Source organism: Agrobacterium sp. CG674 (assembly GCF_053521645.1).
The window spans coordinates 296,250-318,763 of sequence record NZ_JBNWDZ010000004.1; the positions used below are offsets into that span (position 1 = coordinate 296,250).

The 22,514-nt window shown below is 56.0% G+C and carries 23 protein-coding genes; 13 read left to right on the forward strand and 10 right to left on the reverse strand.

Features of this window, described 5'->3' with window-relative positions; translation table 11 throughout:
• Position 1 precedes the first annotated feature (1 nt).
• The 6 genes from ACQZ51_RS13705 to ACQZ51_RS13730 all read left to right on the forward strand — a co-directional run bounded on the left by ACQZ51_RS13705 (position 2) and on the right by ACQZ51_RS13730 (position 7,049).
• On the forward strand, positions 2-1,813 hold the full coding sequence (locus ACQZ51_RS13705; protein WP_448777973.1) for a methyl-accepting chemotaxis protein: 1,812 nt from the start codon (positions 2-4) through the stop codon (positions 1,811-1,813).
• Positions 1,814-1,979: 166 nt separating this feature from the next.
• Entirely contained in the window at positions 1,980-3,677 is a 1,698-nt protein-coding gene (locus ACQZ51_RS13710; protein WP_448777974.1) for a methyl-accepting chemotaxis protein, read from the forward strand.
• 104 nt (positions 3,678-3,781) lie between these two features.
• On the forward strand, positions 3,782-4,276 hold the full coding sequence (locus ACQZ51_RS13715; RefSeq protein ID WP_448777975.1) for a chemotaxis protein CheW: 495 nt from the start codon (positions 3,782-3,784) through the stop codon (positions 4,274-4,276).
• 14 nt (positions 4,277-4,290) lie between these two features.
• On the forward strand, positions 4,291-5,139 hold the full coding sequence (locus ACQZ51_RS13720; RefSeq protein WP_448777977.1) for a CheR family methyltransferase: 849 nt from the start codon (positions 4,291-4,293) through the stop codon (positions 5,137-5,139).
• A complete protein-coding gene (locus ACQZ51_RS13725) occupies positions 5,139-6,239 on the forward strand; it encodes a protein-glutamate methylesterase/protein-glutamine glutaminase (protein WP_448777978.1) in 1,101 nt (366 codons plus the stop codon). Before ACQZ51_RS13720 ends, ACQZ51_RS13725 begins: the two co-directional genes overlap by 1 nt.
• Positions 6,240-6,356: 117 nt before the next feature.
• Positions 6,357-7,049 carry a ParA family protein gene (locus ACQZ51_RS13730; protein WP_448777980.1) on the forward strand — a complete coding sequence of 231 codons (693 nt, stop codon included), beginning with the start codon at positions 6,357-6,359 and terminating at the stop codon, positions 7,047-7,049.
• Between the two features lie 17 nt (positions 7,050-7,066).
• Here ACQZ51_RS13730 and ACQZ51_RS13735 read toward each other — a convergent pair whose 3' ends face one another.
• A complete protein-coding gene (locus ACQZ51_RS13735) occupies positions 7,067-7,495 on the reverse strand; it encodes a DUF4112 domain-containing protein (RefSeq protein WP_448777982.1) in 429 nt (142 codons plus the stop codon).
• 178 nt (positions 7,496-7,673) lie between these two features.
• Between ACQZ51_RS13735 and ACQZ51_RS13740 the strand changes: the two genes are divergently transcribed.
• Complete coding sequence (locus ACQZ51_RS13740; protein WP_448777984.1) at positions 7,674-7,916, forward strand: hypothetical protein; 243 nt, start codon at positions 7,674-7,676, stop codon at positions 7,914-7,916.
• A gap of 64 nt (positions 7,917-7,980) precedes the next feature.
• Here ACQZ51_RS13740 and ACQZ51_RS13745 read toward each other — a convergent pair whose 3' ends face one another.
• From ACQZ51_RS13745 to ACQZ51_RS13780, 8 genes are all read right to left on the reverse strand, one after another.
• On the reverse strand, positions 7,981-8,337 hold the full coding sequence (locus ACQZ51_RS13745) for a hypothetical protein (RefSeq protein ID WP_448777985.1): 357 nt from the start codon (positions 8,335-8,337) through the stop codon (positions 7,981-7,983).
• A gap of 89 nt (positions 8,338-8,426) precedes the next feature.
• The gene (locus ACQZ51_RS13750; protein WP_448777987.1) at positions 8,427-8,912 is read right to left on the reverse strand and encodes a ribonuclease H family protein; all 486 of its coding nucleotides are present in this window, start codon (positions 8,910-8,912) and stop codon (positions 8,427-8,429) included.
• Between the two features lie 57 nt (positions 8,913-8,969).
• Entirely contained in the window at positions 8,970-9,743 is a 774-nt protein-coding gene (locus ACQZ51_RS13755; RefSeq protein ID WP_448777989.1) for an EAL domain-containing protein, read from the reverse strand.
• A 122-nt stretch (positions 9,744-9,865) separates the two neighbouring features.
• Positions 9,866-10,876, reverse strand: a complete 1,011-nt coding sequence (locus tag ACQZ51_RS13760; protein WP_448777990.1) for a LacI family DNA-binding transcriptional regulator — start codon at positions 10,874-10,876, stop codon at positions 9,866-9,868.
• A 39-nt stretch (positions 10,877-10,915) separates the two neighbouring features.
• The gene (locus ACQZ51_RS13765) at positions 10,916-11,821 is read right to left on the reverse strand and encodes an SMP-30/gluconolactonase/LRE family protein (RefSeq protein WP_448777991.1); all 906 of its coding nucleotides are present in this window, start codon (positions 11,819-11,821) and stop codon (positions 10,916-10,918) included.
• Between the two features lie 88 nt (positions 11,822-11,909).
• Positions 11,910-13,001: an ABC transporter substrate-binding protein gene (locus ACQZ51_RS13770; protein ID WP_448777993.1), complete on the reverse strand. Its 1,092-nt coding sequence runs from the start codon at positions 12,999-13,001 to the stop codon at positions 11,910-11,912.
• A gap of 44 nt (positions 13,002-13,045) precedes the next feature.
• Positions 13,046-14,113, reverse strand: coding sequence for an ABC transporter permease (locus ACQZ51_RS13775; RefSeq protein WP_192064800.1), 1,068 nt, complete (start codon positions 14,111-14,113; stop codon positions 13,046-13,048).
• Between the two features lie 17 nt (positions 14,114-14,130).
• A complete protein-coding gene (locus ACQZ51_RS13780) occupies positions 14,131-15,627 on the reverse strand; it encodes a sugar ABC transporter ATP-binding protein (RefSeq protein WP_448777996.1) in 1,497 nt (498 codons plus the stop codon).
• 175 nt (positions 15,628-15,802) lie between these two features.
• On the opposite strand from ACQZ51_RS13780, the gene ACQZ51_RS13785 reads away from it, so the two are divergent.
• From ACQZ51_RS13785 to ACQZ51_RS13810, 6 genes are all read left to right on the forward strand, one after another.
• Complete coding sequence (locus tag ACQZ51_RS13785) at positions 15,803-16,747, forward strand: 2-hydroxyacid dehydrogenase (RefSeq protein WP_448777998.1); 945 nt, start codon at positions 15,803-15,805, stop codon at positions 16,745-16,747.
• A gap of 10 nt (positions 16,748-16,757) precedes the next feature.
• Positions 16,758-17,789 carry an L-idonate 5-dehydrogenase gene (locus ACQZ51_RS13790; protein ID WP_448777999.1) on the forward strand — a complete coding sequence of 344 codons (1,032 nt, stop codon included), beginning with the start codon at positions 16,758-16,760 and terminating at the stop codon, positions 17,787-17,789.
• A 19-nt stretch (positions 17,790-17,808) separates the two neighbouring features.
• The gene (locus tag ACQZ51_RS13795; protein ID WP_448778001.1) at positions 17,809-18,564 is read left to right on the forward strand and encodes an SDR family oxidoreductase; all 756 of its coding nucleotides are present in this window, start codon (positions 17,809-17,811) and stop codon (positions 18,562-18,564) included.
• Between the two features lie 65 nt (positions 18,565-18,629).
• Positions 18,630-19,517 carry an NAD(P)-dependent oxidoreductase gene (locus ACQZ51_RS13800; protein WP_448778002.1) on the forward strand — a complete coding sequence of 296 codons (888 nt, stop codon included), beginning with the start codon at positions 18,630-18,632 and terminating at the stop codon, positions 19,515-19,517.
• Entirely contained in the window at positions 19,514-19,846 is a 333-nt protein-coding gene (locus tag ACQZ51_RS13805) for a hypothetical protein (protein WP_042616635.1), read from the forward strand. Before ACQZ51_RS13800 ends, ACQZ51_RS13805 begins: the two co-directional genes overlap by 4 nt.
• A gap of 347 nt (positions 19,847-20,193) precedes the next feature.
• Positions 20,194-21,504, forward strand: coding sequence for a Gfo/Idh/MocA family protein (locus ACQZ51_RS13810; protein WP_448778003.1), 1,311 nt, complete (start codon positions 20,194-20,196; stop codon positions 21,502-21,504).
• Between the two features lie 251 nt (positions 21,505-21,755).
• Here the strand turns inward: ACQZ51_RS13810 and ACQZ51_RS13815 are convergent, their stop codons facing one another.
• Positions 21,756-22,505 (reverse strand): SDR family oxidoreductase, encoded by a 750-nt coding sequence (locus ACQZ51_RS13815; protein WP_448778005.1) that lies wholly within the window; start codon positions 22,503-22,505, stop codon positions 21,756-21,758.
• Between the last annotated feature and the right edge of the window lie 9 nt (positions 22,506-22,514).

Below are 22,514 nucleotides of genomic sequence, written 5' to 3' on the forward strand. Positions count from 1 at the left end.
CATGCGGTTCACAATCAAATTGAAGCTTGCGATCGCTTTCGGCTTCCTGATCGTCATGCTGGCGGGCACAGCTGGTTACGGAATCTTCAGCCTTGGCATTGCTAAAGACGCCATGGACGAGGTGGTCGAGGGAACGGTCGTTCGTCTGGACAAGGTGCACCAGATGGATACCTTGTCGCTCGTCGTCATCCGCGCACAGAAGAACCTGCTTCTGGCACCTACACCGGCAGACCGTGAACCGCTCATAAAGGCTGGTAACGAGGCCCGTGAGCAACTGAACGCGATCCTTGAAGACATCACCTCGACTGCCAGTGCGCAAACGCGCAGCTTCTGGGCCGACCTGTTGAATGTCAACAAGGCGTTTGATGCTAGCGACGACCGTGTCCGCCAGTTGGTTCAGGATGGAAACATCGCTGCCGCCATCACCTATTCCTCGACAGAAGGGCGCGCAGCAGCCAATGCGCTTACCAATAAGCTGCACGAAGGCGTGGAGATGAACCGCGTACGACTGACTGACTCCAAAAACGCCGCGACAGCCGAATATGAGCAAACACGCTTGTTGCTTATCGCAGCTTCGATCATCGCCGTTATCGTCGCCATCGCCACTGCGCTCTGGATTGCTCTGGGCATCAGCAGTGGCTTGCGCAAAATTATGATCGTGGCTGAGGCTGTCTCCGTTGGCGATCTGGACCAGAACGTTGAAATCAATACAAATGACGAGATCAAGGATCTGGTCACTCGCATCAATGTCATGACTGGAAATCTCCGCAACACTGCAAGTGTCGCCAACGAGATCGCGGACGGCAATCTTTTCGTCACGCCAACCCCTCTTTCCAACAAGGACGTATTGGGCCTGTCTCTTCAGCGCATGGTCGAACGGCTCCGCGGGGTGGTATCCGATGCGCTGACGGCCGCCGATAACGTTTCCTCGGGAAGCCAGGAACTGTCCGCAAGCTCTGAGCAGCTATCTCAGGGTGCAACGGAGCAGGCCTCTTCCGCTGAAGAAGCATCTGCCTCCATGGAGCAGATGGCTGCCAACATCAAACAGAACGCCGACAATGCAGCTCAGACGGAGAAGATTGCCCGCCAGTCCTCCAAGGATGCGGAAGCAAGTGGTGCGGCCGTCGGCCGTGCGGTTACCGCCATGCGAACCATTGCCGACAAGATTTCCATCGTTCAGGAAATTGCACGCCAGACAGACCTTCTCGCTTTGAACGCCGCTGTCGAGGCTGCGCGTGCCGGTGAGCATGGTAAGGGCTTTGCGGTCGTTGCATCTGAAGTCCGCAAACTGGCAGAACGCAGCCAGGCTGCAGCCGCCGAAATCTCATCGCTATCGGGTGAAACAGTCCAGGTCGCGACAGAAGCTGGTGAGATGTTGAACCGTCTGGTGCCAGACATCCGCAAGACAGCGGAATTGGTGTCGGAAATTTCTGCAGCATGTCGCGAACAGGACATTGGTGCAAGCCAGATCAATGAAGCCATCCAGCAGCTTGACGTTGTGACGCAGCAGAATTCAGGCGCGTCCGAACAAATGTCTGCGACCTCTGAAGAACTGGCAGCACAGGCCGAAGAACTACAGGCAAGCATTGCCTTCTTCCGGGTGGAACGCGATAATCCAAAACCCGCCGGCAAAGCTCAGACGCGGGCACCTGCTCCAGCACCTCGCCCCGGCGCGCAACGCGCAACGCAGACCCGCCGCCCGACGCAGGATCAGTCGATCCAAGGCCAGCAGGCTCGCGCAAAGGGCTTCGCGCTTGATATGTCGATGGGTGGTCCTGACGCAAACGACGCAGATTTTCGTGAAAGTGCATAAACTTTGAATGGCCTAACTTGCTCGCACAGCGTTTGCGAGCAAGCCCCTCACATGAAGACAGTCGCATTTATCAAGGGCGAGGCTGAATTTCCGGCACTCGCCCGGCCATTCCGAGCAGGCAGCAGGCATTTATTTCCAAACATTCATCTCTTCCGAGGAACGACATATGCGCTTCACAATTAAAATCAAATTGGCTTTGGCTTTCGCGTTCATAATTACGCTTTCTGCGAGCATGGCGACAATGGCGATATTTAATCTCGCTTCGCTAAACTCTGCGATCACTGACATCGTCCAGGGGCCAGCTGAAAACCTGCAAGACCTAACGCTGCTCAGTGAAGCAGTTTCTGCTTCAGTGCGAGCAGAGAAAAATGCGATCATGAATACCGACCCGCAAGCCATCGGCGGCTATTTGGACGCCGTTCGTGATCAGCGCAAAAAAATTGAGGCCGGAATGTCTGTTTTCGAACAGGACAACAGCACCGATATACGCAGGGCCATCACGACGTTTCGCTCGGTTTATCAAGAATGGCTGCCGGTACAAGATCGCATCTTAGCGCTCGCAACTGAAAATACGACAGATAGCAATACGCAAGCTGCCGCACTATCGATGGGGCAGAGTAAGAAAGCTATCGAAGGACTGACTCAGAATCTGCAGAACCTGTCCGGTGTTATCAACGCCGATCTTAAGGCGACTGATGAGGCGACGAATGAACAATATTCCAACTCTCGCAACATACTGGTCGGTGGCACAATTGGTTTGACGGTGGTTTCGTTGATCGTAGCCCTCTGGATTGCGCTTGGCGTTAGCCGGGGCCTGTCAAAAGCGATTGCCGTTGTGCGCAATGTCTCGGAAGGTGACCTCACCAACAACGCAGTTATTACCAGCCGGGATGAAATTGGCGACCTGCTCAACCATGTCAACACCATGATCGAACGTCTTCGCGGCGTCGTCGCCGACTCGATGTCTGCCGCCGACAATGTGTCATCCGGGAGCCAGGAGCTTTCTGCAAGCTCTGAGCAGGTCTCGCAAGGCGCAACCGAACAGGCATCCTCGACTGAAGAAGCCTCCGCATCGATGGAGCAGATGGCGGCCAATATCCGCCAAAATGCTGAAAACGCGGCACAAACGGAGAAGATTGCCCGTCAGTCTTCGACGGACGCCGAAGCAAGCGGTGCGGCAGTTGGCAAAGCGGTCGTCGCCATGCGTACCATTGCCGAAAAGATTTCCATCGTTCAGGAAATTGCCCGCCAAACCGACCTTCTCGCCCTCAATGCGGCTGTCGAGGCAGCGCGCGCCGGTGAGCATGGCAAGGGTTTCGCCGTCGTTGCATCGGAAGTGCGCAAGCTCGCTGAACGGAGCCAATCTGCCGCAGCCGAAATCAGTGCCATGTCAAGCGAAACGGTGACCGCTGCAGCAGAGGCCGGCGAGATGCTGAACCGCCTTGTGCCCGATATTCGCAAGACGGCTGAACTTGTTGCCGAAATTTCTGCAGCATGCCGCGAACAGGATATCGGCGCCAATCAGATCAATGAGGCTATCCAGCAACTCGACAGAGTTACACAGCAGAACACGAGCGCATCCGAGGAAATGTCCGCAACATCCGAAGAACTGGCAGCCCAGGCTGAAGAACTGCAAGCGAGCATTGCCTTCTTCAAAGTTGAGCGTCCATCTGCCAACCGTGCTGCACCCCAGAAACAGACCCCGCAGCGCGCTTCTGCCCCAGCACATGTTTCCAAGCCAAATGTGCGCCGCCAGAGCGATAACTCGATTGGTGGACAACAGGCGCGCGCAAAGGGCTTCGCGCTGGATCTCTCCATGGGTGGGCCGGATGCAGCCGACCAAGATTTTCGTCAATCTGCATGACGGCCAAACGCTATCCGGCGCGGGTTTCTCGCGCCGGATGTCGAGCCTCGGAAGAGGCAAATCGCAACTTGACTGAATGACCAGGGACTTTGGAGAAAACGTACATGGCGAGCCCGTCCACTCAAACTCAATACGTGACTTTTAGTCTTGACGAAGAAGTCTTTGCTGTACCCGTGGATGTCGTGCGCGAAATTCTCGATCACGAAGAAGCGTTTAAAATTCCCAACGGACCGGACTATCTGCTCGGCCTGCGGGATGTGCGTGGTCAAGGTGTTCCGGTGATAGACCTTCGCCTGCGCCTGGGCATGTCGAAGACGGTCAAGACGCCTCATACGCGCATACTGGTGCTCGATATTCCCTTTGGCGAAAAGCTTCTGGCTTTGGGGCTGGTTGCAGACAAGGTCTTCGAAGTCACGCCCTTTAACATCGACCAGGTCGAAACCGCGCCTGATATCGGAATTCACTGGAACTCCAGCTACATCGCAGGCGTCGTTCGTCGTGAAGGTGATTTCGTCGTCATCATCGATCTTGCCCAGTTGTTTTCTAGCGAAGCGAAGGATCTGGCCCAGATCAATGCCGGGCCGATGCGGGCTGCGTGAAAGGAATACAAGCGTTGAGTACCGCTGCAAGCGTAAATTTTGATGACACTCTGAGTGCGCGCGATTTTCGTGAGGTCTCGAGTTTCATCTATGAGTATTGCGGCATCAAGATGCCGGAAACGAAGCGCTCCATGCTGGAAGGAAGGCTGCGCAAACGTCTACGCGCCACAGGCTATCCGACTTTCAGCGAATATTGCGACTATTTGTTTCGACATGGCGGAATGGAAGCGGAATCTGTCTTTCTGATTGACGTCGTGACAACCAACAAAACCGACTTCTTCCGCGAGCCAAACCATTTCGACTACATGGAAAAAATCGTCCTACCAGCCCTGGGGCGAAAAGGTGTCGGTCGTATTCGCGCCTGGAGTTCTGCGTGCTCGACGGGGGCAGAGCCTTACACCATGGCAATGATCCTCGCGGAAGCCGTGGAAAAAGGCACCATTCCCGATTATTCCATTCTGGCGACAGACCTTTCCACTGAAGTTCTGCAGAAGGCCCGCAGTGGTATTTATACCCAAGAACTGGTTGATCCAGTGCCACCTGACCTGCGCCGCAAATATGTCTTGCAGGCAAAGGAACGGCAGCGCAACGATGTGCGGATTACGCCTAAACTTCGATCCAAGGTTGGCTTTGCCCGCATGAACCTGATGAATCCGACATATGAAATCGGTGACCCTGTCCATATTCTGTTTTGCCGCAACGTTTTGATATACTTCGATAAAAAGACGCAGATTCACGTTCTGACGCAATTGTGCAAATGCATTGCGCCGGGCGGCTATCTCTTTATCGGGCATTCTGAAACGCTGACCGGAGCCGATCTACCAGTGAAGCAGGTTGCCAACACAATATTTGTGAAACAGTGATGCCAAATACAGTCAAGAAGATCAGAGTTCTTATTGTCGATGATTCCGCCAGCGTCAGGCAAACGCTGACGGCAGTTCTTCAGTCTGACCCAGCTATTGAGGTCATAGGTGCAGCGTCTGATCCCTTCATGGCTGCGAAAAAGATCCAAGAAGACCTGCCTGACGTCATAACGCTGGATGTTGAAATGCCGCGAATGGACGGCATTACTTTCCTGCGCAGAATTATGGCGCAGCATCCCATTCCCGTCGTGATGTGCTCCTCGCTGACCGAAGCCGGGTCAACAACATTGCTTCAGGCATTGGAGGCCGGTGCAGTCGACATCATTCTGAAGCCAAAGATTGGTGCCGCCGACCACCTTGCTGAATCTGCACAACGGATTTGTGAAGTGGTCAAAGCGGCCGCCCACGCGCGGGTTAAAGGTCTCAGAACGCCATATCGACACGCAATCCCATTGATGAATCCGCAGGCTAAGCTGACAGCGGATGCCGTCCTACCCCCTCCCTCCGGCAAACCCATGGCACGCACAACCGAAATGGTGGTCTGCGTCGGAGCATCGACCGGGGGAACCGAAGCTTTGCGTGAAATGCTTGAAAAGCTGCCCGCGAATGCGCCTGGCATGATCATCGTTCAGCATATGCCTGAAAAATTCACGGCGGCCTTTGCACGGCGTCTGAACACACTCTGCGCCGTCGAGATCAAGGAAGCTGAAGATGGCGATACTGTTTTGCGCGGGCATGTGTTGATTGCGCCCGGCGACAAGCACATGCTACTGGAGCGTCAGGGTGCACGTTACTCCGTCTCGGTACGCACTGGCCCGCTCGTCTCTCGCCACCGCCCATCTGTCGACGTCTTGTTCCGTTCGGCCGCACGTGCGGCAGGTGGCAATGCCATGGGTGTCATCATGACCGGAATGGGGGATGATGGCGCCCGCGGAATGCTTGAAATGAAGCAGGCCGGAGCCTTCACCATCGCGCAGGATGAGGCTTCCTCGGTTGTTTTCGGTATGCCGAAGGAAGCAATTGCGCATGGTGGCGTTGACAAGATCGTGCCGCTGGACCAGATCGCACGCGAAATCCTTGCGGAAGACCGTCGGCGCTGAGAAACACTCAGGTCGAATTTAAGTAAGCATTAACCAAATTGTCTAATGATCGTCTTATGCCATGATCTCGGCGCTTCGACTGGACGATGACCGTCTCAAGCTTTTATCGGATATGTCATGGCGGTCATTACATTCGCAAATACCAAGGGCGGCGCGGGCAAGACCACGGCCGTGCTGTTGCTGGCCTCGGAGCTTTCAAGGCGCGGATTGAGGGTTTGCGTTATCGATACCGATCCGCAGCGTTGGCTTTCCAAATGGCGTGAGGCAGCAGATCCGCGCGTTGACCTATCCGTCATCACCTATGTTTCGGCCTCCAGCCTTCAACAGCACGTTCTCGACAACCGCCGGAAATTCGATCACGTGATCATTGATTTGCCGGGCGCGCAATCGCCTCTGCTTGCCACTGCGGTCGGCCTTTCAAACCACGTACTGATACCCGTTCAGGGTAGCACCATGGATGCACAGGGCGGCGCGCAGGTGCTGGAACTGCTGCGCTATCTCGACGACCGGGCATCCATCAAGATTCCGCACTCTGTGGTTCTTTCACGCGTCAATTCAATGGTGACGACGCGAGCACTTCTGGCCGCCAAAGCACTTCTGGCCAAGCGCAATGTGCATGTGCTGGATACGCCCATCATCGAGCGCGCCGCATTCCGTGACATGTTCGAATTTGGTGGCTATCTGCACATGATGAACCCATCACAGGTCAGCAACCTCGACAAAGCTATGCACAACGCCAGCGCATTCGCCGACGAAGTCATTCGGCTTCTGCCTGCACAATCTGCCACGCGCTACTCATCAGCCGCCTGATATCGCAGCCTTTGGGCTTATGACTTGCGCCGTAGATCGTCGTTCCTGACGCCGAAATGCTCGACGATCATGTCCACGTTGCGACGGTGAGACTTGAAGTAGACATCAAACAGATCGCCCACAAGCGGTACGCTACCGACCACCGCGTCGAGGCCGATATTTCCAATCATCCGCGCAAGCTTTTCCCGTGGCACGCCCATGCGCCGCGCTTCATTGACGATGTAAAGGCCAACGAGCGCGCCAGCGCCGTCTCCCAGCACCGGAACAAGCCCTAGAACGGAGTCTGCACCGAAGCGGAAACGCGTGCCCGGTATGCCAACGGCCGTATCCATCAGCCGGGCAATTCCGGCCAATCGACGGAGCCGGCGAATGCGCTCTGCACCATCCAGAAATTCTTCAGATGTGCTCTGGCCAGATCCACGTGCAGTCCAGGTTTTTGCAGCCATTGGGTACTCCGCCCACAAAGAGAAATCACACGTCATAAGGAGTGGTGATGCCACACCCCTCCTTCAAGTCTTTCCATGTGCGAAGGTTCCACCTTGCAGGACATTCGGAACAATAGACGTCAATGCCGGTTAGTCGAGACAGGGTGCTTTGCACCCGTTAAACAGAAGGGACTGCCCAATGACCACTTCCAAAGACGACAAGGGTTCGCTCGAAGACATCCATGATGATGCCAAAGGGCAATTTGCGCGCGGGCTGAAGCGGAGTGACAATAACGGCGTTGATAGCGCCAAGCCACGTGTTATCACTGGCTCAGACGACGCGACCGCCCATAAGAATCCGCCGGGCACGAAGCCTGCAGAAAAAGAATGGGATGTGAACTACGATGAACGGGAAACGAACGAGGGCGATTTTCGCGGATAGGTGTTTCAAGCGCTGCACCTGACGGTGGCATGATCGCAATGGATCATGCCACAATATTTAGACGCTATCGGTTGGCACGCACGCCAGCAAGAAAGCCCAGTGTCACTGCCAGACCGAGCGAGACGAGCGGGAACTGGCGCACCGTATCTCTTGCAGAACGAGCGGTCGTCTCCGCGCCAGCCTTTGCCGATTGGATCATTCGATCCTGCATCTCCCCGGCTCGTTGCGAAATGCTTTCGACTTCTGCACGCAAAACGGCAATGTCTTCGCCAGCCGCTGTTCCGACGCTGCTATCATGCTCGGCTACCTCCTGTAGGGCTATATCGACCAGAGGTGCGTCGACTCGTTCAGACAGAACATCGTTCGGTGTGTTGTTTTCGGTTGGCGCCGAATTTGAGGCGTGTGGATAGGTATCAGACATTTTGAGGCTCCATTGCTTTGCAGCCTAACAAGAACCAGCATCAATTGTTCCTATCGTTCGCAGCGTCTCTTTGGGCCTTACGTAGCCGCCTAAGCTCCGGCGTCCCTCGCAGCATTCGCAAGCGCATCCGCGCGCTCATTTCCTGCATTGCCATCGTGGCCTTTGCACCATTCGACCCGAAGACTTTGATGGGTTTCAAGACAGTCAGAGAGCCGTTTCCAAAGGGGAGCATCCACAAGCGCGCGATTGCGCGATCTCGGGTTAGGCGAATACCGCCTCCAACCGTTATTCTTCCAGATATGTCGCCAGCGATCACAGCCTTCAAAGACGTGACGGGAGTCGGTCCAGATGATGACCTGCTGGGCTGCCGCATCGGCAACAGCCCATTCGGCGGCCTGAAGCGCTGCCAAAAGCTCGATCGTATTGTTGGATGTGACGTCGCATCGACCGGATCGTGTCTCAATGATCGCATCACCAGCAACAACGACAAAGGCCCATCCGCCGCTCTTCGATACTGGGTCATAGGAGCCGTCTACGTATATATGGAAGAGGTCAACGACAACAGGATGCGCCAATCGGTTCATCCCACTACACTTTGCCGCAAAACATGATCAAGACCGCGCAACTTCGCTTCACATGGCTAGAGACATGCCAGCGTCGCCCGTGACAGAAAAGGGGTTTGCGAGCGCCTCAAACGCAGGACGCGCGAGAACATAACCCTGAATCAGATCAACACCTAGGTCACGCAGGACTTGCAGTTCTCCAAGCGTTTCGACGCCCTCGCAAACAGGCGTAATTCCCAGTTCGGTCAGCATTGCCAGAGTATGCTTGATGACGGTGCGACGAACGCGATCGCGATCGATGCCCCTGATCAAGTCCATATCCAGCTTGACGATATCCGGTTGGAATTGAGTCAAAAGACCCAGACCCGCATGGCCTGCCCCGAAATCATCGATGGCGGTCTTGAAACCCAACGTACGGTACGTTCTGAGAATATTCAGGAGGTGGTTCGTATCGAGCTGCTCGTTTTCAGTGAACTCGAAAATGATCCGGTCGGTCGGGAAACCGGTCTTCATCGCGGTTGCAAGCGTAACGCGAATGCAGGCACGCGGTTCGTAGACAGCATTGGGCATGAAATTGATCGAAAGCATCGTATCCAGCGACTTATCGAACAGTTTGGATGCAAGCTCGATCGCCTTGACCCGACATTGCTGGTCGAATGCGTAGCGGTTGTCAGGACCCACATTTTCCAGGACAAAGCCTGCGCCTTCTCCGTTCACGCCACGGACCAACGCTTCGTGTGCGAAAACACTGCCCTTTGAGATATCAACGATAGGCTGGAACGCCATCGAAAACGGCAGGGGAAATCCTTCGGCACCATCCCGGCACCCCACACAAGTCGTCATCGCCACGCTCCTTACTTTAGAACAACGACAGTAAGGGCTGATCGTTAACTTAGCGTCTCCCGGAACACGAAAATGTGCTTGTAATGGCGCTTTCCCACCAGCTAAACGCAACTGGCCTTCTTCTATCGGCTGCTTTCGCGCACGATGAGCTGCGGCTCGATGGTGATATGCGGCATTTCAGTCGCGCCGGTCAAAAGATCCAGCATCAACGCGCCGGTTCGTTCACCTATCTTGCGGGCATGGGCGTTGATGGTGGTGAGCGCAGGAACAGAGATTGCACCAATCTCGTAGTCACCAAAACCACCGATGGCGATCGTCTCGGGCACGGCAATGCCCCGCCGCTGACATTCGGTAAGCGCGCCGAATGCCGAGAGGTCTGAAACGCAAATCACCGCATCGGTGTCAGGATGTTCTCTCAAAAGGCGAGCCATGGCATTCGCACCCTCACGCATGGAGATGGGCGGCGTACCAGCATCGATCAGCCGCGAAGCATCCAGACCCAGATCGTGCAGCGCATTGACAAACCCAAGCCGGCGATTGGTGCCGCGCGTATCACGGCTGGCATCTCCACCGATAAAGGCGATGCGCCGATAGCCGACCTTCACGAAGTGATCGACCATGCTGCGCACGGCATCCGCATTTGAAAAGCCGACGAAATGACCAATTGGGTCCGCTGGCACGTCCCATGTTTCAATGACCGGGATATTCGCGTTTTCCAGCAATCGGCGCGCACGGCGCGTGTGCATGCCGCCTGTCACGGCTATGGCCTGAGGTTTGCGGCGCAGGAGATGCTCGATAAGCCTCTCCTCTTCCTGCATATCGTAGTTCGTGTAACCCAACAGGATCTGAAATCCTTGGGCGCTCAGGACGTCTGACAGCCCACCGACAGTGTCTGCAAAATTGGCATTGTTGATCGAAGGGATCGTGACAGCGATGAAATCGGTCTTTTTGGAACGCAGATTGGATGCCGTCGAGTCGAACACATATCCAAGGTCTTCCGCAGCCTTTAAAATCGCGTCACGCGTTTCCTTGGTCACAAGCCCACCGGATTTGAACGCCCGCGAGACGGTCATTGGTGAAACGCCCGTGGCACGCGCGATGTCTGCCATCGTCGGCGTTCTGTCTCTGCGCATTCAGGCTACCTCACTCCAATACCGCCGCGAAAGCGACGTCTATGAATCCACTCTAATATGGCCACGTATCGCAAGCGAGACCGAATAGACAGATGTTGTTGCTGTGATGAAAAGCCTGTGCCCGTTGCGACCGCCAAAACAAACGTTGGATACAGTCTCTGGAACGAGGATCTTGCCGAGACGTCGGCCATCGGGAGCGATGCAATGAACGCCATCACCGGCAGAACACCAGAGGTTGCCAATTTCATCAACTCTGAACCCGTCTGCACAACCCGGCTCAACGACATGAAAAACATTTCCGCCGCTCAATTCCCATCCGGGGCCAACGGTGAACGCACGGATATGGCAGGGATCACCAGCAAAAATCCGTCCCGTATCGGCAACATAGAGACATTTTTCATCCGGGCTGAAGGCCAGACCGTTCGGGCAGCGAAAATCTGTCAGCACCGCGTGGATGTCTCGAGACACCGGATCAACGCGATAAACATTACATGGCAGCTCCTGCGTCGAGCGAAACCCTTCATAATCGGAGGAAATGCCATAATGCGGATCGGTAAACCAGATAGCACCATCAGACGCGACGATGACGTCGTTGGGCGAGTTCAGCCTTTTTCCGTCGAAACTGTCCGCGATGACGGTGATTGTCCCATCATGTTCCGTGCGTGAAACGCGCCGCGTCCCGTGCTCGCAACTAATCAGCCGCCCCCGACCATCGCGCGTGTGGCCATTCGAGAAATTCGATGGCTCGCGAAAGATACTGGTTCCGGTTGAAGGGCTCCAGCGCATGATGCGATTGTTGGGAATATCGGAAAATAGGAGACAGTCGTGGTCTCCGAACCAGACGGGACCCTCCACCCAGTCAAACCCACCGGCGAGCTTTTTCAGCGGCGCGTTGCCCGGGACGAAGGTGGAAAAAACCGGGTCCTCAGCGTCAAAAAAAGACAATTCTCCACACTCCATGTCATCTCAAATTCATCGCACGATAGCCATGAGGTGGCGGGCGGCAAGACCGCCACCCGCCAATCCATGACTTTTACTTGCCCCAGATTTTCTTGTATTGATCGCGATAACCGTTGTCGGGATCAAACGAGTTCTTCGGACCGCCATCGAATTCGACGTTATCGACGGTGACGACGTGCAAAGGTGAAACATAGCCGGACCATTTCTCACCCGAGAAAGCGCGGTTCAACTCATCCACAAGCTGCCAGCCCTGCAAGTTGAGTGGCTCTGCCACTGTCACGGACTGATACTGCTTGGCACGAATACGCTGATAGGCGCTTTCAGATCCATCGCCCGCAGCAACGCTTTTCGGTGCGCCATCTCCCGGAATACCGGCAGCGGAAAGTGCTGGGCCCATGAAGTCGAAATAGATGTCATTGATTGCAAGGGAATGTGTCCACTTCTCTCCGTATTTTTGGAGCAATGTCGTCGTCAGTTGCGGCATGCGCTGCGATGTTTCGGCGATTGGCGTATCGACATATTCCAGCACGGTGCCGCCAAGCGCTTCGATTTCGGCCTTCATCTTGTCAGCCTTGGCAATCGCGATAGCATAGGTGGAGTCAGTGAAAATGATGACGCCGGGCTTGCCGCCTGCATCGACAAAAGCGTAATCGGCTGCGGCCTTGGAAACTTCCATCGCATCGGTGGTCACGTTTGCAAACACGCCCACTTCATCGACCGGACCGACGGCAGGCGCTGCGTGCCAGGCCACCATCGGTATTTTTGCCTTCTTGGCTTCAGCCATGGCAGGTTTTTGCTCGACGGCATCAAAGCCTGCAATGACGATACCATTCGGCTTCAGCGTCAGCGCCTGTCCAAATGATGCCGTCCGACCCTCCACCGATCCGGCACTATCAAGCACATTGACCTTCCAGCCCATGGCCTTGGCAGCCTCTTCGATTCCGTTGACGACGCCCAGGATGCCGCCATTCTTCATGTCTGCGGCAACAATGACCACCGACTTGTCGGCCGCACCCTTGGGTCCGGTTGTCGGGCCGTCCCACTTCTCGACCTTGCTGGCATATTTATCGACCACAGCCTTTGCGTCAGTGATCGCATCTGCAAATACCGGTCCTGCCATCAGAATGGCGAAAGCGGCGGTGGTGAGTAACTGTCTGCGTTTCATGGTTCATCCTCCCGTTGAACGTATTATTTCAGTGTTTGTATGCCTTAAGATGGATCTTCGATGACCTTCGGAGGCGCACCCTTTGGCTTCAATGCGCCGGCAATGCCGCGTCGGCGCTGGGCGTAACCAGCGATACCGATGGCCACGAGCAGAGTGACGCCATTGAAGAGCGGCTCTACGAAGAACGAGCCGCCGAACTGCTGAATGCCTGCAATTCCGACCGCAAGAATAATGACACCGGTCATTGTGCCCCAGACATTGACGCGTCCGGGCTTGATTGTCGTGGAACCCAGAAACGCCCCAACGAGTGCAGGCAGCAGATACTCAAGTCCGACGCTTGCCTGACCAATGCGCAGACGCGATGCGAGCAGCACACCGGCAACAGCCGAGAGCAGGCCCGAGACAATAAAGGCGCCGACGACGAAACGGCGAACAGGAATACCGTTCAAGGCGGCCGCCTTCGGATTAGCTCCGATGGCATAGGTATAGCGCCCGATCGGCAGGTATTCCAGAACGATCCACATCACCAAAGCCAGCGCCAGCACGTAGAAACCGGTGATCGGCAGACCAAAAAGCTGGGTTCCGTTCAAGGCCAGAAATCCATCCGGCAGAACGCCCACCACCTGTCGGCCGCCCGTGTGCCAGAGTGCCAGGGCGTAGATGACCGTGCCGGTTCCAAGCGTTGCAATGAAGCTGTCGATCTTGGCGACTTCCACCAGCACGCCATTGAGCAACCCCGTCAGACCGCCCAGGATCAGAACGGTCAAAACAGCGATTGGCCACGGAAATCCGTACATGGTTTGCAGACTGATCGCCAGAATATGCCAGAGCACAATGCCATAGCCGATTGTTAGATCGATACGTCCGCATGCCATGGGGATCATGGCGGCAAGAGACAGAATCGCAATGATCGTCTTGTTGGCAATGATCGAGCGCAGGTTCAGCGCTGTCGGGAACGTATCCGGCAGCATGACAGAGAAGAAGAGAATGAGCAGGGCCGTCAGGATCACCAGACCATAGACCGGCAGCAGGCGTCGCAGCCTCTCAGCGGTCGATAGGCCCTGCAATTCCGAACGAGTCGGTTCAAGTGCGTTGGACTGGATGGATTGCATCTTCGTTCTCCAGTAAATCAGGCCGCTTCAGAAGCGGATGCCGCAGCAAGGACGGCGGATGTGGTCAAGTCGTCTCCACTCAACTCGCGCACGATACGACCGCGAGAAAAGACGAGTGCCCTGTGGCAAATGTGAGCGATTTCTTCAAAATCCGTGGAGATGACCAGAACAGCCATCCCCTCTTCGACTGCCGCCGCGATCAGGCGGTAAATATCTGCCTTGGCACCGACATCGACACCGGCGGTCGGGTCTTCGGCAATCAGCAATCTGCGCCCGGTGGCCAGCCACCGTCCGACGACAACCTTTTGTTGATTGCCGCCCGATAGCGCTTCGATGGCCAGTGACTGGTCGTTGGGACGCAGCCCAACCTTTTCACCAATCGACCAGGCTTGCGCGGCTTCCCTGGCTGGGGACAGAAACGCACCGAGCTTGCGGCCCGACGCACCGGGATTGATGAAAGTGTTTTCACGCAGTGACAGCGACATGGCGACGGATTCTTCCGTGCGGTCGCGCGCAATGAGGCCAATCCCGGATGCGATTGCGGTCTCCGCTGAACGCAGATCGGGCTTCTTGCCACGGATCATGACCTCGCCAGTGGCTTCCTCAACGCCGAACAGAGCGCGCCCTATCAATTCCTGACCGGCACCACGCAAGCCAACCAGCCCCAGCAACTCGCCCTGCCGCAGATTGAAGGACACAGGCCCCGCGCCCCGGCATGCAAGACTTTTGACAGTGACAAGCGTTTCGCCCGGCTCCGTGTGTGCCTTGGCAAACAGTTGATCCGCCTTGCGACCAACGATCATGCGAATGAGTTGATCGGGGTTGGTATCGCTGACGGCGCTTTCACCCACGAGGCGGCCATCACGCAAGACGGCAACACGGTCTGCGATGCGAAAGATTTCATCGAGGCGATGGGAGACATAGATCATCGCCACACCCCTCTCCTTCAACGGCCTGATCGCATTGAAAAGGCGGTCAACCTCATCGGCGGGCAGGCTGGCCGTCGGCTCGTCCAGCACAAGAACGTCGGCTTCAACGGCCAATGCACGGGCAATCGCGACAAGCGACTTTTCGGTGCGTGTCAGGCTTTGGATGCGGGTGGTGGGGTCAAAATCACAGCCAACGAGTTTCAACGCCTCGGCGGTGCGTCGTGCGGTCTCGTTCCAATCTATGAGTTTACGCTTGAGCGAAAATCCCTGCGCAAGGCCCACATTTTCCGCCACCGTCATCCATTCGATGAGGCCGAGGTCCTGATGAATGAAAGCCACGGGTTGACGCTCGTTCGGCTTTGGTGGCCTGTGATGATAGGGCTCGCCACGGAAAAGTATTTCACCTGCGTCCGGCTTGTAGATACCTGCCAGCGTCTTGATGAGCGTGGATTTGCCAGCGCCGTTTTCACCCAGCAGGGCAAGAATTTCACCTTGCCGCACCTCAAGCGAGACATCGGTCAGAGCTTTCGTGCCGCCGAACTCCTTCGAAACGGAACGAAATTCCAGAAATTGATCAGCTCCCATTCGCTCCTCCCAAAGCTTGAGAGGTAACGCTATGATAACGATAACATAGGAGTCAAGTTACATTTGTGAGCCGAACTCTTTCATCCGTTCGCGGGCATGTCCCTTCCCAATTTAGGCTGGACAAAGCGATTTCCCGAACCTATGTTATCGATAACAAAACATTGGAGGAATGCTTTTGGGCAAGATTCATATTCTTCAGGCTGGTGCATATCCCGCATGGGACGAAGAGCGTCTGAACGCCAAATTCACAGTGCATCGCTATTTCGAAGCCAGCGACAAAGCGCAATTTCTGTCAGATAATGGCAGCAATATCAGGGGCATAGCCACGCGCGGCGAACTTGGCGCCAGCCGTGAGCTTATCGAAGCGCTGCCAAATCTCGAAATCATCAGCATCTATGGTGTGGGCTACGACGCCGTTGATCTGGCGGCTGCACGAGAGCGGAACATCCGCGTGACGAACACACCCGATGTGCTGACCAAGGATGTCGCGGATCTCGCAGTGGGAATGATGCTGGTTCAAGCACGCGGCATGATCGCCGGCGATGCCTGGGTCAGAACCGGCGATTGGACCAGAGGCGCATATCCGCTCAAATCCCAAGCCCATGGCAAGCGTGTCGGCGTGCTCGGCCTTGGCCGCATCGGCTTTGAAGTGGCAAGACGCCTTGCGGGCTTTGATATGGACATCTCTTACTCGAGCAAGGCCCCCAAAGACCATGCCGGTGACTGGACATTCGTTGCAGATCCGGTCGAACTTGCGGCCCGGTCTGATTTTCTGTTCGTCACGCTCGCAGCATCCGCAGAAACACGCCATATCGTTGACCGCAAGGTTATCGAGGCGCTTGGGCCTGAGGGCATGTTGATCAATGTTTCCCGTGCCGCCAATATTGATGAAGAGGCTTTGCTCGATGCGCTGGAAACCCGCACATTGGGGTCAGCTGCACTGGATGTGTTTGCCGGGGAGCCACACCTCAACCCCCGCTTCCTGAAGCTCGATAACGTGCTGCTGCAGCCACATATGGCGTCAGGTACGTTCGAAACCCGCAAGGCCATGGGCGCCTTGGTGTTTGACAACCTTTCGGCACATTTTGATGGTCGTTCCCTCCCGACCCCTGTTCTTTGAGGTATTAAAAATGAAAGCCATTGTTATCCACGCGCCCAAGGATTTGCGTATCGAGGAGCGAACTGTCGAGGCACCCGGCCCCGGCGAGGTCGACATCCGCCTTGCGGCCGGTGGAATATGCGGATCAGACCTACACTATTACGCCCATGGCGGTTTCGGCACCGTCCGTTTGAAAGAACCGATGATCCTCGGTCATGAGGTTTCGGGCTACGTTGCAGCCCTTGGTGAAGGCGTATCTCATCTGGCGGTTGGAGACCTCGTGGCGGTTTCGCCATCGAGGCCTTGCGGCTCTTGCGAATATTGCCACAAGGGCCTGCCGAACCATTGCTTCAACATGCGGTTCTATGGTTCCGCAATGCCATTCCCGCACATACAGGGCGCATTTCGCGAACGGCTGATTGCCAATGCCAGCCAGTGCGTCAAAGCCGAAGGCCTGACGCCTGGCGAAGCTGCCATGGCAGAGCCGCTTTCTGTCGCCTTGCACGCAACGCGGCGTGCTGGCGAGTTGCTGGGCAAGCGCGTGCTTGTAACGGGCTGCGGACCGATCGGAACATTGTCAATTCTGGCCGCACGCCGCGCGGGTGCAGTGGAAATCGTGGCTGCTGATTTGTCAGCGCGTGCCTTGAGCTTTGCAAAGGCTGCAGGCGCTGATCGGACGATCAATCTGTCCGAGGAGCGCGATGGCCTGGCAGATTTCAGCCTGAACAAGGGCTATTTCGATGTGCTTTACGAGTGCTCCGGTGCCCAACCGGCGCTGGTCGCTGGTCTTCAGGCACTCAGACCCCGTGGCGTGATCGTGCAGCTTGGCCTGGGCGGCGATATGTCCCTGCCGATGATGGCGATCACCGCAAAAGAGCTCGATCTTCGCGGCTCCTTCCGCTTCCACGAGGAGTTTGCCACTGCCGTGAAGTTGATGCAGGGTGGCCTGATCGACGTCAAACATCTGATTACCCACACCTTACCGATCTCGGAGGCCTTGAAAGCGTTCGAAATCGCTTCGGATAAAGGGCAGTCGATGAAGACACAAATAGACTTCAGCTGATCTACGTCTGGGAGACATTATGAGCATTCAACTTTTCGATCTGACCGGCAAGCGCGCGCTCGTCACGGGTTCGTCACAAGGCATTGGCTATGCGTTGGCGCAGGGCCTCAAGGCTGCGGGTGCAGACGTTATCTTGAACGGCCGCGACGAGGCGAAGCTGAAAGCTGCCGCAGAGGCGCTTGGCACAAAACACATGCTGTGCTTTGACGCGACAGACCATGAGGCTGTTCGCACTGCAGTTGATGCCTTTGAGCAAGACACAGGCTCAATCGACGTTCTCGTCAACAATGCCGGCATGCAGCACCGTTCCCCGCTTGAAGATTTTCCGGCGGACGCCTTCGAAAGACTGCTGCGAACCAATATTTCCACGGTCTTTAATGTTGGCCAGGCAGTTGCGCGGCACATGATCAAGCGCGGCGCAGGCAAAATTATCAACATCGCCAGTGTGCAAACGGCGCTTGCCCGCCCCGGCATCGCGCCCTACACCGCCACAAAAGGCGCGGTGGGCAATCTGACGAAGGGCATGGCCACCGACTGGGCGAAATATGGCATTCAATGCAATGCCATAGCGCCCGGCTATTTCGACACCCCCCTCAACGCAGCACTTGTTGCCGATCCAGCCTTCACGACATGGCTTGAAAAGCGGACACCTGCCGGTCGTTGGGGCAAGGTCGAAGAGCTTGTCGGCGCGTGCCTGTTCCTATCGTCAAACGCCTCGTCCTTCGTCAATGGGCACGTCCTTTATGTGGATGGCGGCATCACAGCGTCGTTGTAACCGATTGAAGAGGGTGCCCCTGAAGAATGGGGCACTCATATTTCGAAAACTGGGAGGAGGCCACTATGACGAACAGGGTCGCACTGATTGGTGCAGGCGCCATGGGTGGCGCAATCGGCAGCCGGTTGGTGGAAACCGGCAATCATCTGTCGGTCTTTGATCTCGACCGCGAAAAGGTCCAAGCCCTCGTCGATAAGGGGGCGGTTGCCGCTGCTACGGCAGCGGACGCTGCCCGGGTGAGTGACTACGTCATCCTGAGCCTCAATTCGCCCGAGGTCATACGCCGGGCAGTTTTTGGTGAAGCCGGTATCGCCGATGGCGCGAAAGCCGGGACATTGATCATAGACATGTCCTCAATCGATCCGGACGCTACGAAAAAGCTTGCGGCTGATGCGGCGGAAAAAGGCTTGCGCTGGGTGGATAGCCCGCTATCCGGCGGCGCGCCCAAAGCCTTGATCGGCCAGTTGACGCTGATGGCAGGTGGCTCCGATGCGGACGTTGAGGATGCTCACAACGTGCTGAAGAATGTGGCGAGCAATTACACCCACATGGGACCAGTCGGTGCGGGGCAAACAACCAAGCTCATCAATCAGGTGCTGTGTGGCCTTGGTTTTCTGGCCGTTGCTGAAGCGACACAGCTCGCGCTCGACGCTGGTGTGGATGCAGCCAAGATTCCGCAGGCGCTGAAAGGCGGAAGAGCAGACAGCGCAATCCTGCAGGAATACATGCCGCGTTATGTTGCGAAGGACTACCGACGCACCGGGCGTATCGACAACATGGTCAAGGACCTCAACGGCGCGCAGGATCTTGCCCGCCGGACCAACACCAGCATGCCGCTGACCGCAATCTGCGCCGAAATTCACCGCATGATGACAGCCTCCGGCTTTGGGGCTGAGGATCAGGCTGCGCTGATGGAATTTTTCAAAGGACCCAACAAGGAAAGATTAGAATGATTACGCGTTACGCTCTTTTTGAAGGAAAAGTCAAAGACGGCCAGACAGAAGCTTTTCGCAAAGCCGTGCTGGACCGAATTCTGCCAAAGTGGCAGCAGTTCCCGCATGCGACAGATGTGCGCATCTCATTCGCAGAAGCCCGTGACGATGGCGCACCAGAACTGCCGATGATCCTTGCGATCAACTATCCTAGCCTGGAAGCTGTCGAAGAAGCACTCGCCAGCCCCGTGCGCAGCGAGGCGCGCGCAGCAACTGAAGCCGTTCTGGCCGAGTTTTTCGAAGGCCGTATTCACCACCACGTCACCCTCGCAAACGAATACAAGCTCTAAACATTTCTGGTGAAATGCGTGGACGGTGCCAGCGTAGGCGGCACCGTTCACCCCATCGCGCCAATTCATATCAGCTGTTCCGAACACATCAGAACAGTGGCTACGGCGGAACGACGTCGCGCCGATGGAAATGCCGCAAGCCGGTGTCGATCGCCACCCGGCGCAAGATCGCGTTATAGCATCTCAAAATATGCTTGCCTAAAAATCATAATACGACTTTAATGCTTAGATAGTATCTATCTGGGCGGTGGGAGTGCGCTCAGGGCTTGAGCATTTCTGCAATGGATTCAGATACTTTACCGCAATCCCCTCCCAAGACATCTCGCCAGTCGCCTTCGCAGCGATGTATGCACCCAAAGGGAATTCAAGTGAAAATCGCCATTGTAGGATGCGGGTCACGTCACAAAATGTTTCGCGATTCCGTGACGGAAGACTACTCGGACAAGCATGAGATCGTGGCGCTGTGCGATAGCAATGGCCATCGCTTGGCAGAAGCCGCAAAGGCGCTTCTCAAGCCGGGCACCAACGGTGTCCCGACATATCTCGCCGAAAATTTTGATCAACTCATCGCGGAGCAAAAGCCGGATACAATCGTGGTCGCAACGCCGGACTTTCTGCATTCAGACTATATCGTCCGCGCCTTTGAAGCAGGTTGCGATGTCATTTGCGAGAAGCCACTGACGATCGACCTGTCGCGGTTGAAGCAAATTGTGGATGCGCAGGCCCGCACAGGCCGCAAGGTCATGGTCACGTTCAATTACCGCTACTCCCCTGCCCGCACACAGATCAAGGAGATGCTGTCGTCAGGCGTTATCGGCACGATTACAGCCATCGACTTTCGCTGGCATCTCGACCGCGTGCATGGCGCCGATTATTTCCGACGCTGGCACCGGCAGAAGGAAAACTCCGGCGGGCTTCTGGTCCACAAGTCGACGCATCATTTCGATCTACTCAACTGGTGGCTGGCATCTGCACCGACCCAAGTCTTTGCCTCTGGCCAGCGCGCATTTTACCGGCCAGAGACAGCAGTGGAACTTGGGTTGGAAGACCACGGCCCGCGTTGTGCCGACTGTCCGGTGGCGGATAAGTGCGCTTTCCGCCTCGATCTCTCTGCCGATGAACAGTTGAAAGCTCTCTATCTCGACGCTGAAGATGAGGATGGCTATTTCCGCGACAGATGCGTATTTGAGGCGGATATCGGCATAGAAGACACGATGCAGGCTCACATTCGCTACGCATCCGGCGTTACCGCCAATTACACGCTCACCGCATATTCGCCATGGGAAGGGCTGGAAATTCGCTTTCAGGGCACGAAGGGCGAAATCACGCACAAACATGTTGAAGTCCACGGCGTGTTCGGTGGAGTCCGCGACCATGCCGATGAGGAGGCGATCACCACCGAGCTGCATTTGGCCGGTGAAAAGCCGAGAATGATCGCAGTGCCCAAGGCGACAGGAAACCACGGCGGCGCAGACCCTGTCATGCTTGGTTATATCTTCGCGCCTGAAACAATGGAGGCGGATCGCTTCAACCGCGCCTCGGACCATGTCTCCGGTGCATGGTCGATTCTGACGGGAATTGCGGCAAATGCTTCGATAGAAACAGGATCAGCCGTCAGCATCCAAGCGATGCTGAAATCTCGTGATATCAGGATTTAAAGGGCCCAAAAAGGGAAAAGCCTGCCGCGGGAGGAGGTGCGGCAGGCTTTAAACTTGATCGACAACTGGGAGGAGGAGTGCTGTCGATCCACATCTCGCGACGCTGGGAGGAGGAGTGCGTCGCTTCGATGATTTAAATATAGCTTAGCCCACAAAAATTAACAGAGCATCTCTCGCAATGCAGGCATGCATTTTTGCATAGCTAGGAAATCCCTGCCGCCTTTTTCATCAACCTGTCGCCCTCTCCACGCTTACACCTCTCGGTGAACCTGGAAACCGGCGAACGACTGGTTGACCGGCATGAGCTCTATGCTGTTGATGTTGATGTGCTTGGGCTGCGAAGCCACCCAATGGATCGTATTGGCGATATCCTCTGGCAGGATGGGGTTGACGCCCTTGTACAGCGTGTCTGATGCATCCTTGTTGCCGCCGGTGCGCACAACGGTGAACTCGGTTTCGCACATCCCCGGCTCAATCGACGTGACGCGAACCCCCTTGCCATGCATGTCAGACCGCAAACCCAGCGAGAACTGGCGCAGAAAAGCTTTGGTACCGGCATAGACATTGCCGCCAGCATAAGGCCAGTGGGCCGCAACCGACGACAAGTTGATGACGATGCCACGGCGCTCGATCAGGCCCGGCAGGATGCGATGTGTAATGTTCAGCAACCCAGTAATGTTGGTGTTGACCATTGTGTGCCAGTCTTTCAATGGCACGTTGGGCGCGGTGCCTGTTCCGAGTGCAAGGCCTGCATTGTTGACGAGGATATCGATACCCTGAAATTCGGAAGGAAGTGCTTCGAAGGCCGCTGCCATCGCCGCTTCATCCGTGATGTCAAAGACCATGCCGTGAAATGCGGTTCCGAGTTCTTCACCTAGCTTGGCAAGGCGATCTGCCCGGCGACCTGTGCCGATGACTTTCCATCCATCTTTGGCAAATAATCTAGCTGTCGCCTCGCCAAAACCAGAGGTCGCGCCTGTGATGAGGATTGTTCCGCTCATGTGATAACT

Excerpts from the sequence above, each read along its gene's own strand:
- ACQZ51_RS13795 (WP_448778001.1), top strand. The coding sequence starts at position 17,809 with ATGAGCATTCAACTTTTCGATCTGACCGGCAAGCGCGCGCTCGTCACG.
- ACQZ51_RS13770 (WP_448777993.1), bottom strand. The coding sequence starts at position 13,001 with ATGAAACGCAGACAGTTACTCACCACCGCCGCTTTCGCCATTCTGATG.
- ACQZ51_RS13740 (WP_448777984.1), top strand. The coding sequence starts at position 7,674 with ATGACCACTTCCAAAGACGACAAGGGTTCGCTCGAAGACATCCATGAT.
- ACQZ51_RS13805 (WP_042616635.1), top strand. The coding sequence starts at position 19,514 with ATGATTACGCGTTACGCTCTTTTTGAAGGAAAAGTCAAAGACGGCCAG.
- ACQZ51_RS13775 (WP_192064800.1), bottom strand. The coding sequence starts at position 14,113 with ATGCAATCCATCCAGTCCAACGCACTTGAACCGACTCGTTCGGAATTG.
- ACQZ51_RS13710 (WP_448777974.1), top strand. The coding sequence starts at position 1,980 with ATGCGCTTCACAATTAAAATCAAATTGGCTTTGGCTTTCGCGTTCATA.
- ACQZ51_RS13715 (WP_448777975.1), top strand. The coding sequence starts at position 3,782 with ATGGCGAGCCCGTCCACTCAAACTCAATACGTGACTTTTAGTCTTGAC.
- ACQZ51_RS13815 (WP_448778005.1), bottom strand. The coding sequence starts at position 22,505 with ATGAGCGGAACAATCCTCATCACAGGCGCGACCTCTGGTTTTGGCGAG.
- ACQZ51_RS13800 (WP_448778002.1), top strand. The coding sequence starts at position 18,630 with ATGACGAACAGGGTCGCACTGATTGGTGCAGGCGCCATGGGTGGCGCA.
- ACQZ51_RS13705 (WP_448777973.1), top strand. The coding sequence starts at position 2 with ATGCGGTTCACAATCAAATTGAAGCTTGCGATCGCTTTCGGCTTCCTG.
- ACQZ51_RS13755 (WP_448777989.1), bottom strand. The coding sequence starts at position 9,743 with ATGACGACTTGTGTGGGGTGCCGGGATGGTGCCGAAGGATTTCCCCTG.
- ACQZ51_RS13745 (WP_448777985.1), bottom strand. The coding sequence starts at position 8,337 with ATGTCTGATACCTATCCACACGCCTCAAATTCGGCGCCAACCGAAAAC.
- ACQZ51_RS13730 (WP_448777980.1), top strand. The coding sequence starts at position 6,357 with ATGGCGGTCATTACATTCGCAAATACCAAGGGCGGCGCGGGCAAGACC.
- ACQZ51_RS13790 (WP_448777999.1), top strand. The coding sequence starts at position 16,758 with ATGAAAGCCATTGTTATCCACGCGCCCAAGGATTTGCGTATCGAGGAG.
- ACQZ51_RS13725 (WP_448777978.1), top strand. The coding sequence starts at position 5,139 with ATGCCAAATACAGTCAAGAAGATCAGAGTTCTTATTGTCGATGATTCC.
- ACQZ51_RS13760 (WP_448777990.1), bottom strand. The coding sequence starts at position 10,876 with ATGCGCAGAGACAGAACGCCGACGATGGCAGACATCGCGCGTGCCACG.
- ACQZ51_RS13735 (WP_448777982.1), bottom strand. The coding sequence starts at position 7,495 with ATGGCTGCAAAAACCTGGACTGCACGTGGATCTGGCCAGAGCACATCT.
- ACQZ51_RS13810 (WP_448778003.1), top strand. The coding sequence starts at position 20,194 with ATGCACCCAAAGGGAATTCAAGTGAAAATCGCCATTGTAGGATGCGGG.
- ACQZ51_RS13780 (WP_448777996.1), bottom strand. The coding sequence starts at position 15,627 with ATGGGAGCTGATCAATTTCTGGAATTTCGTTCCGTTTCGAAGGAGTTC.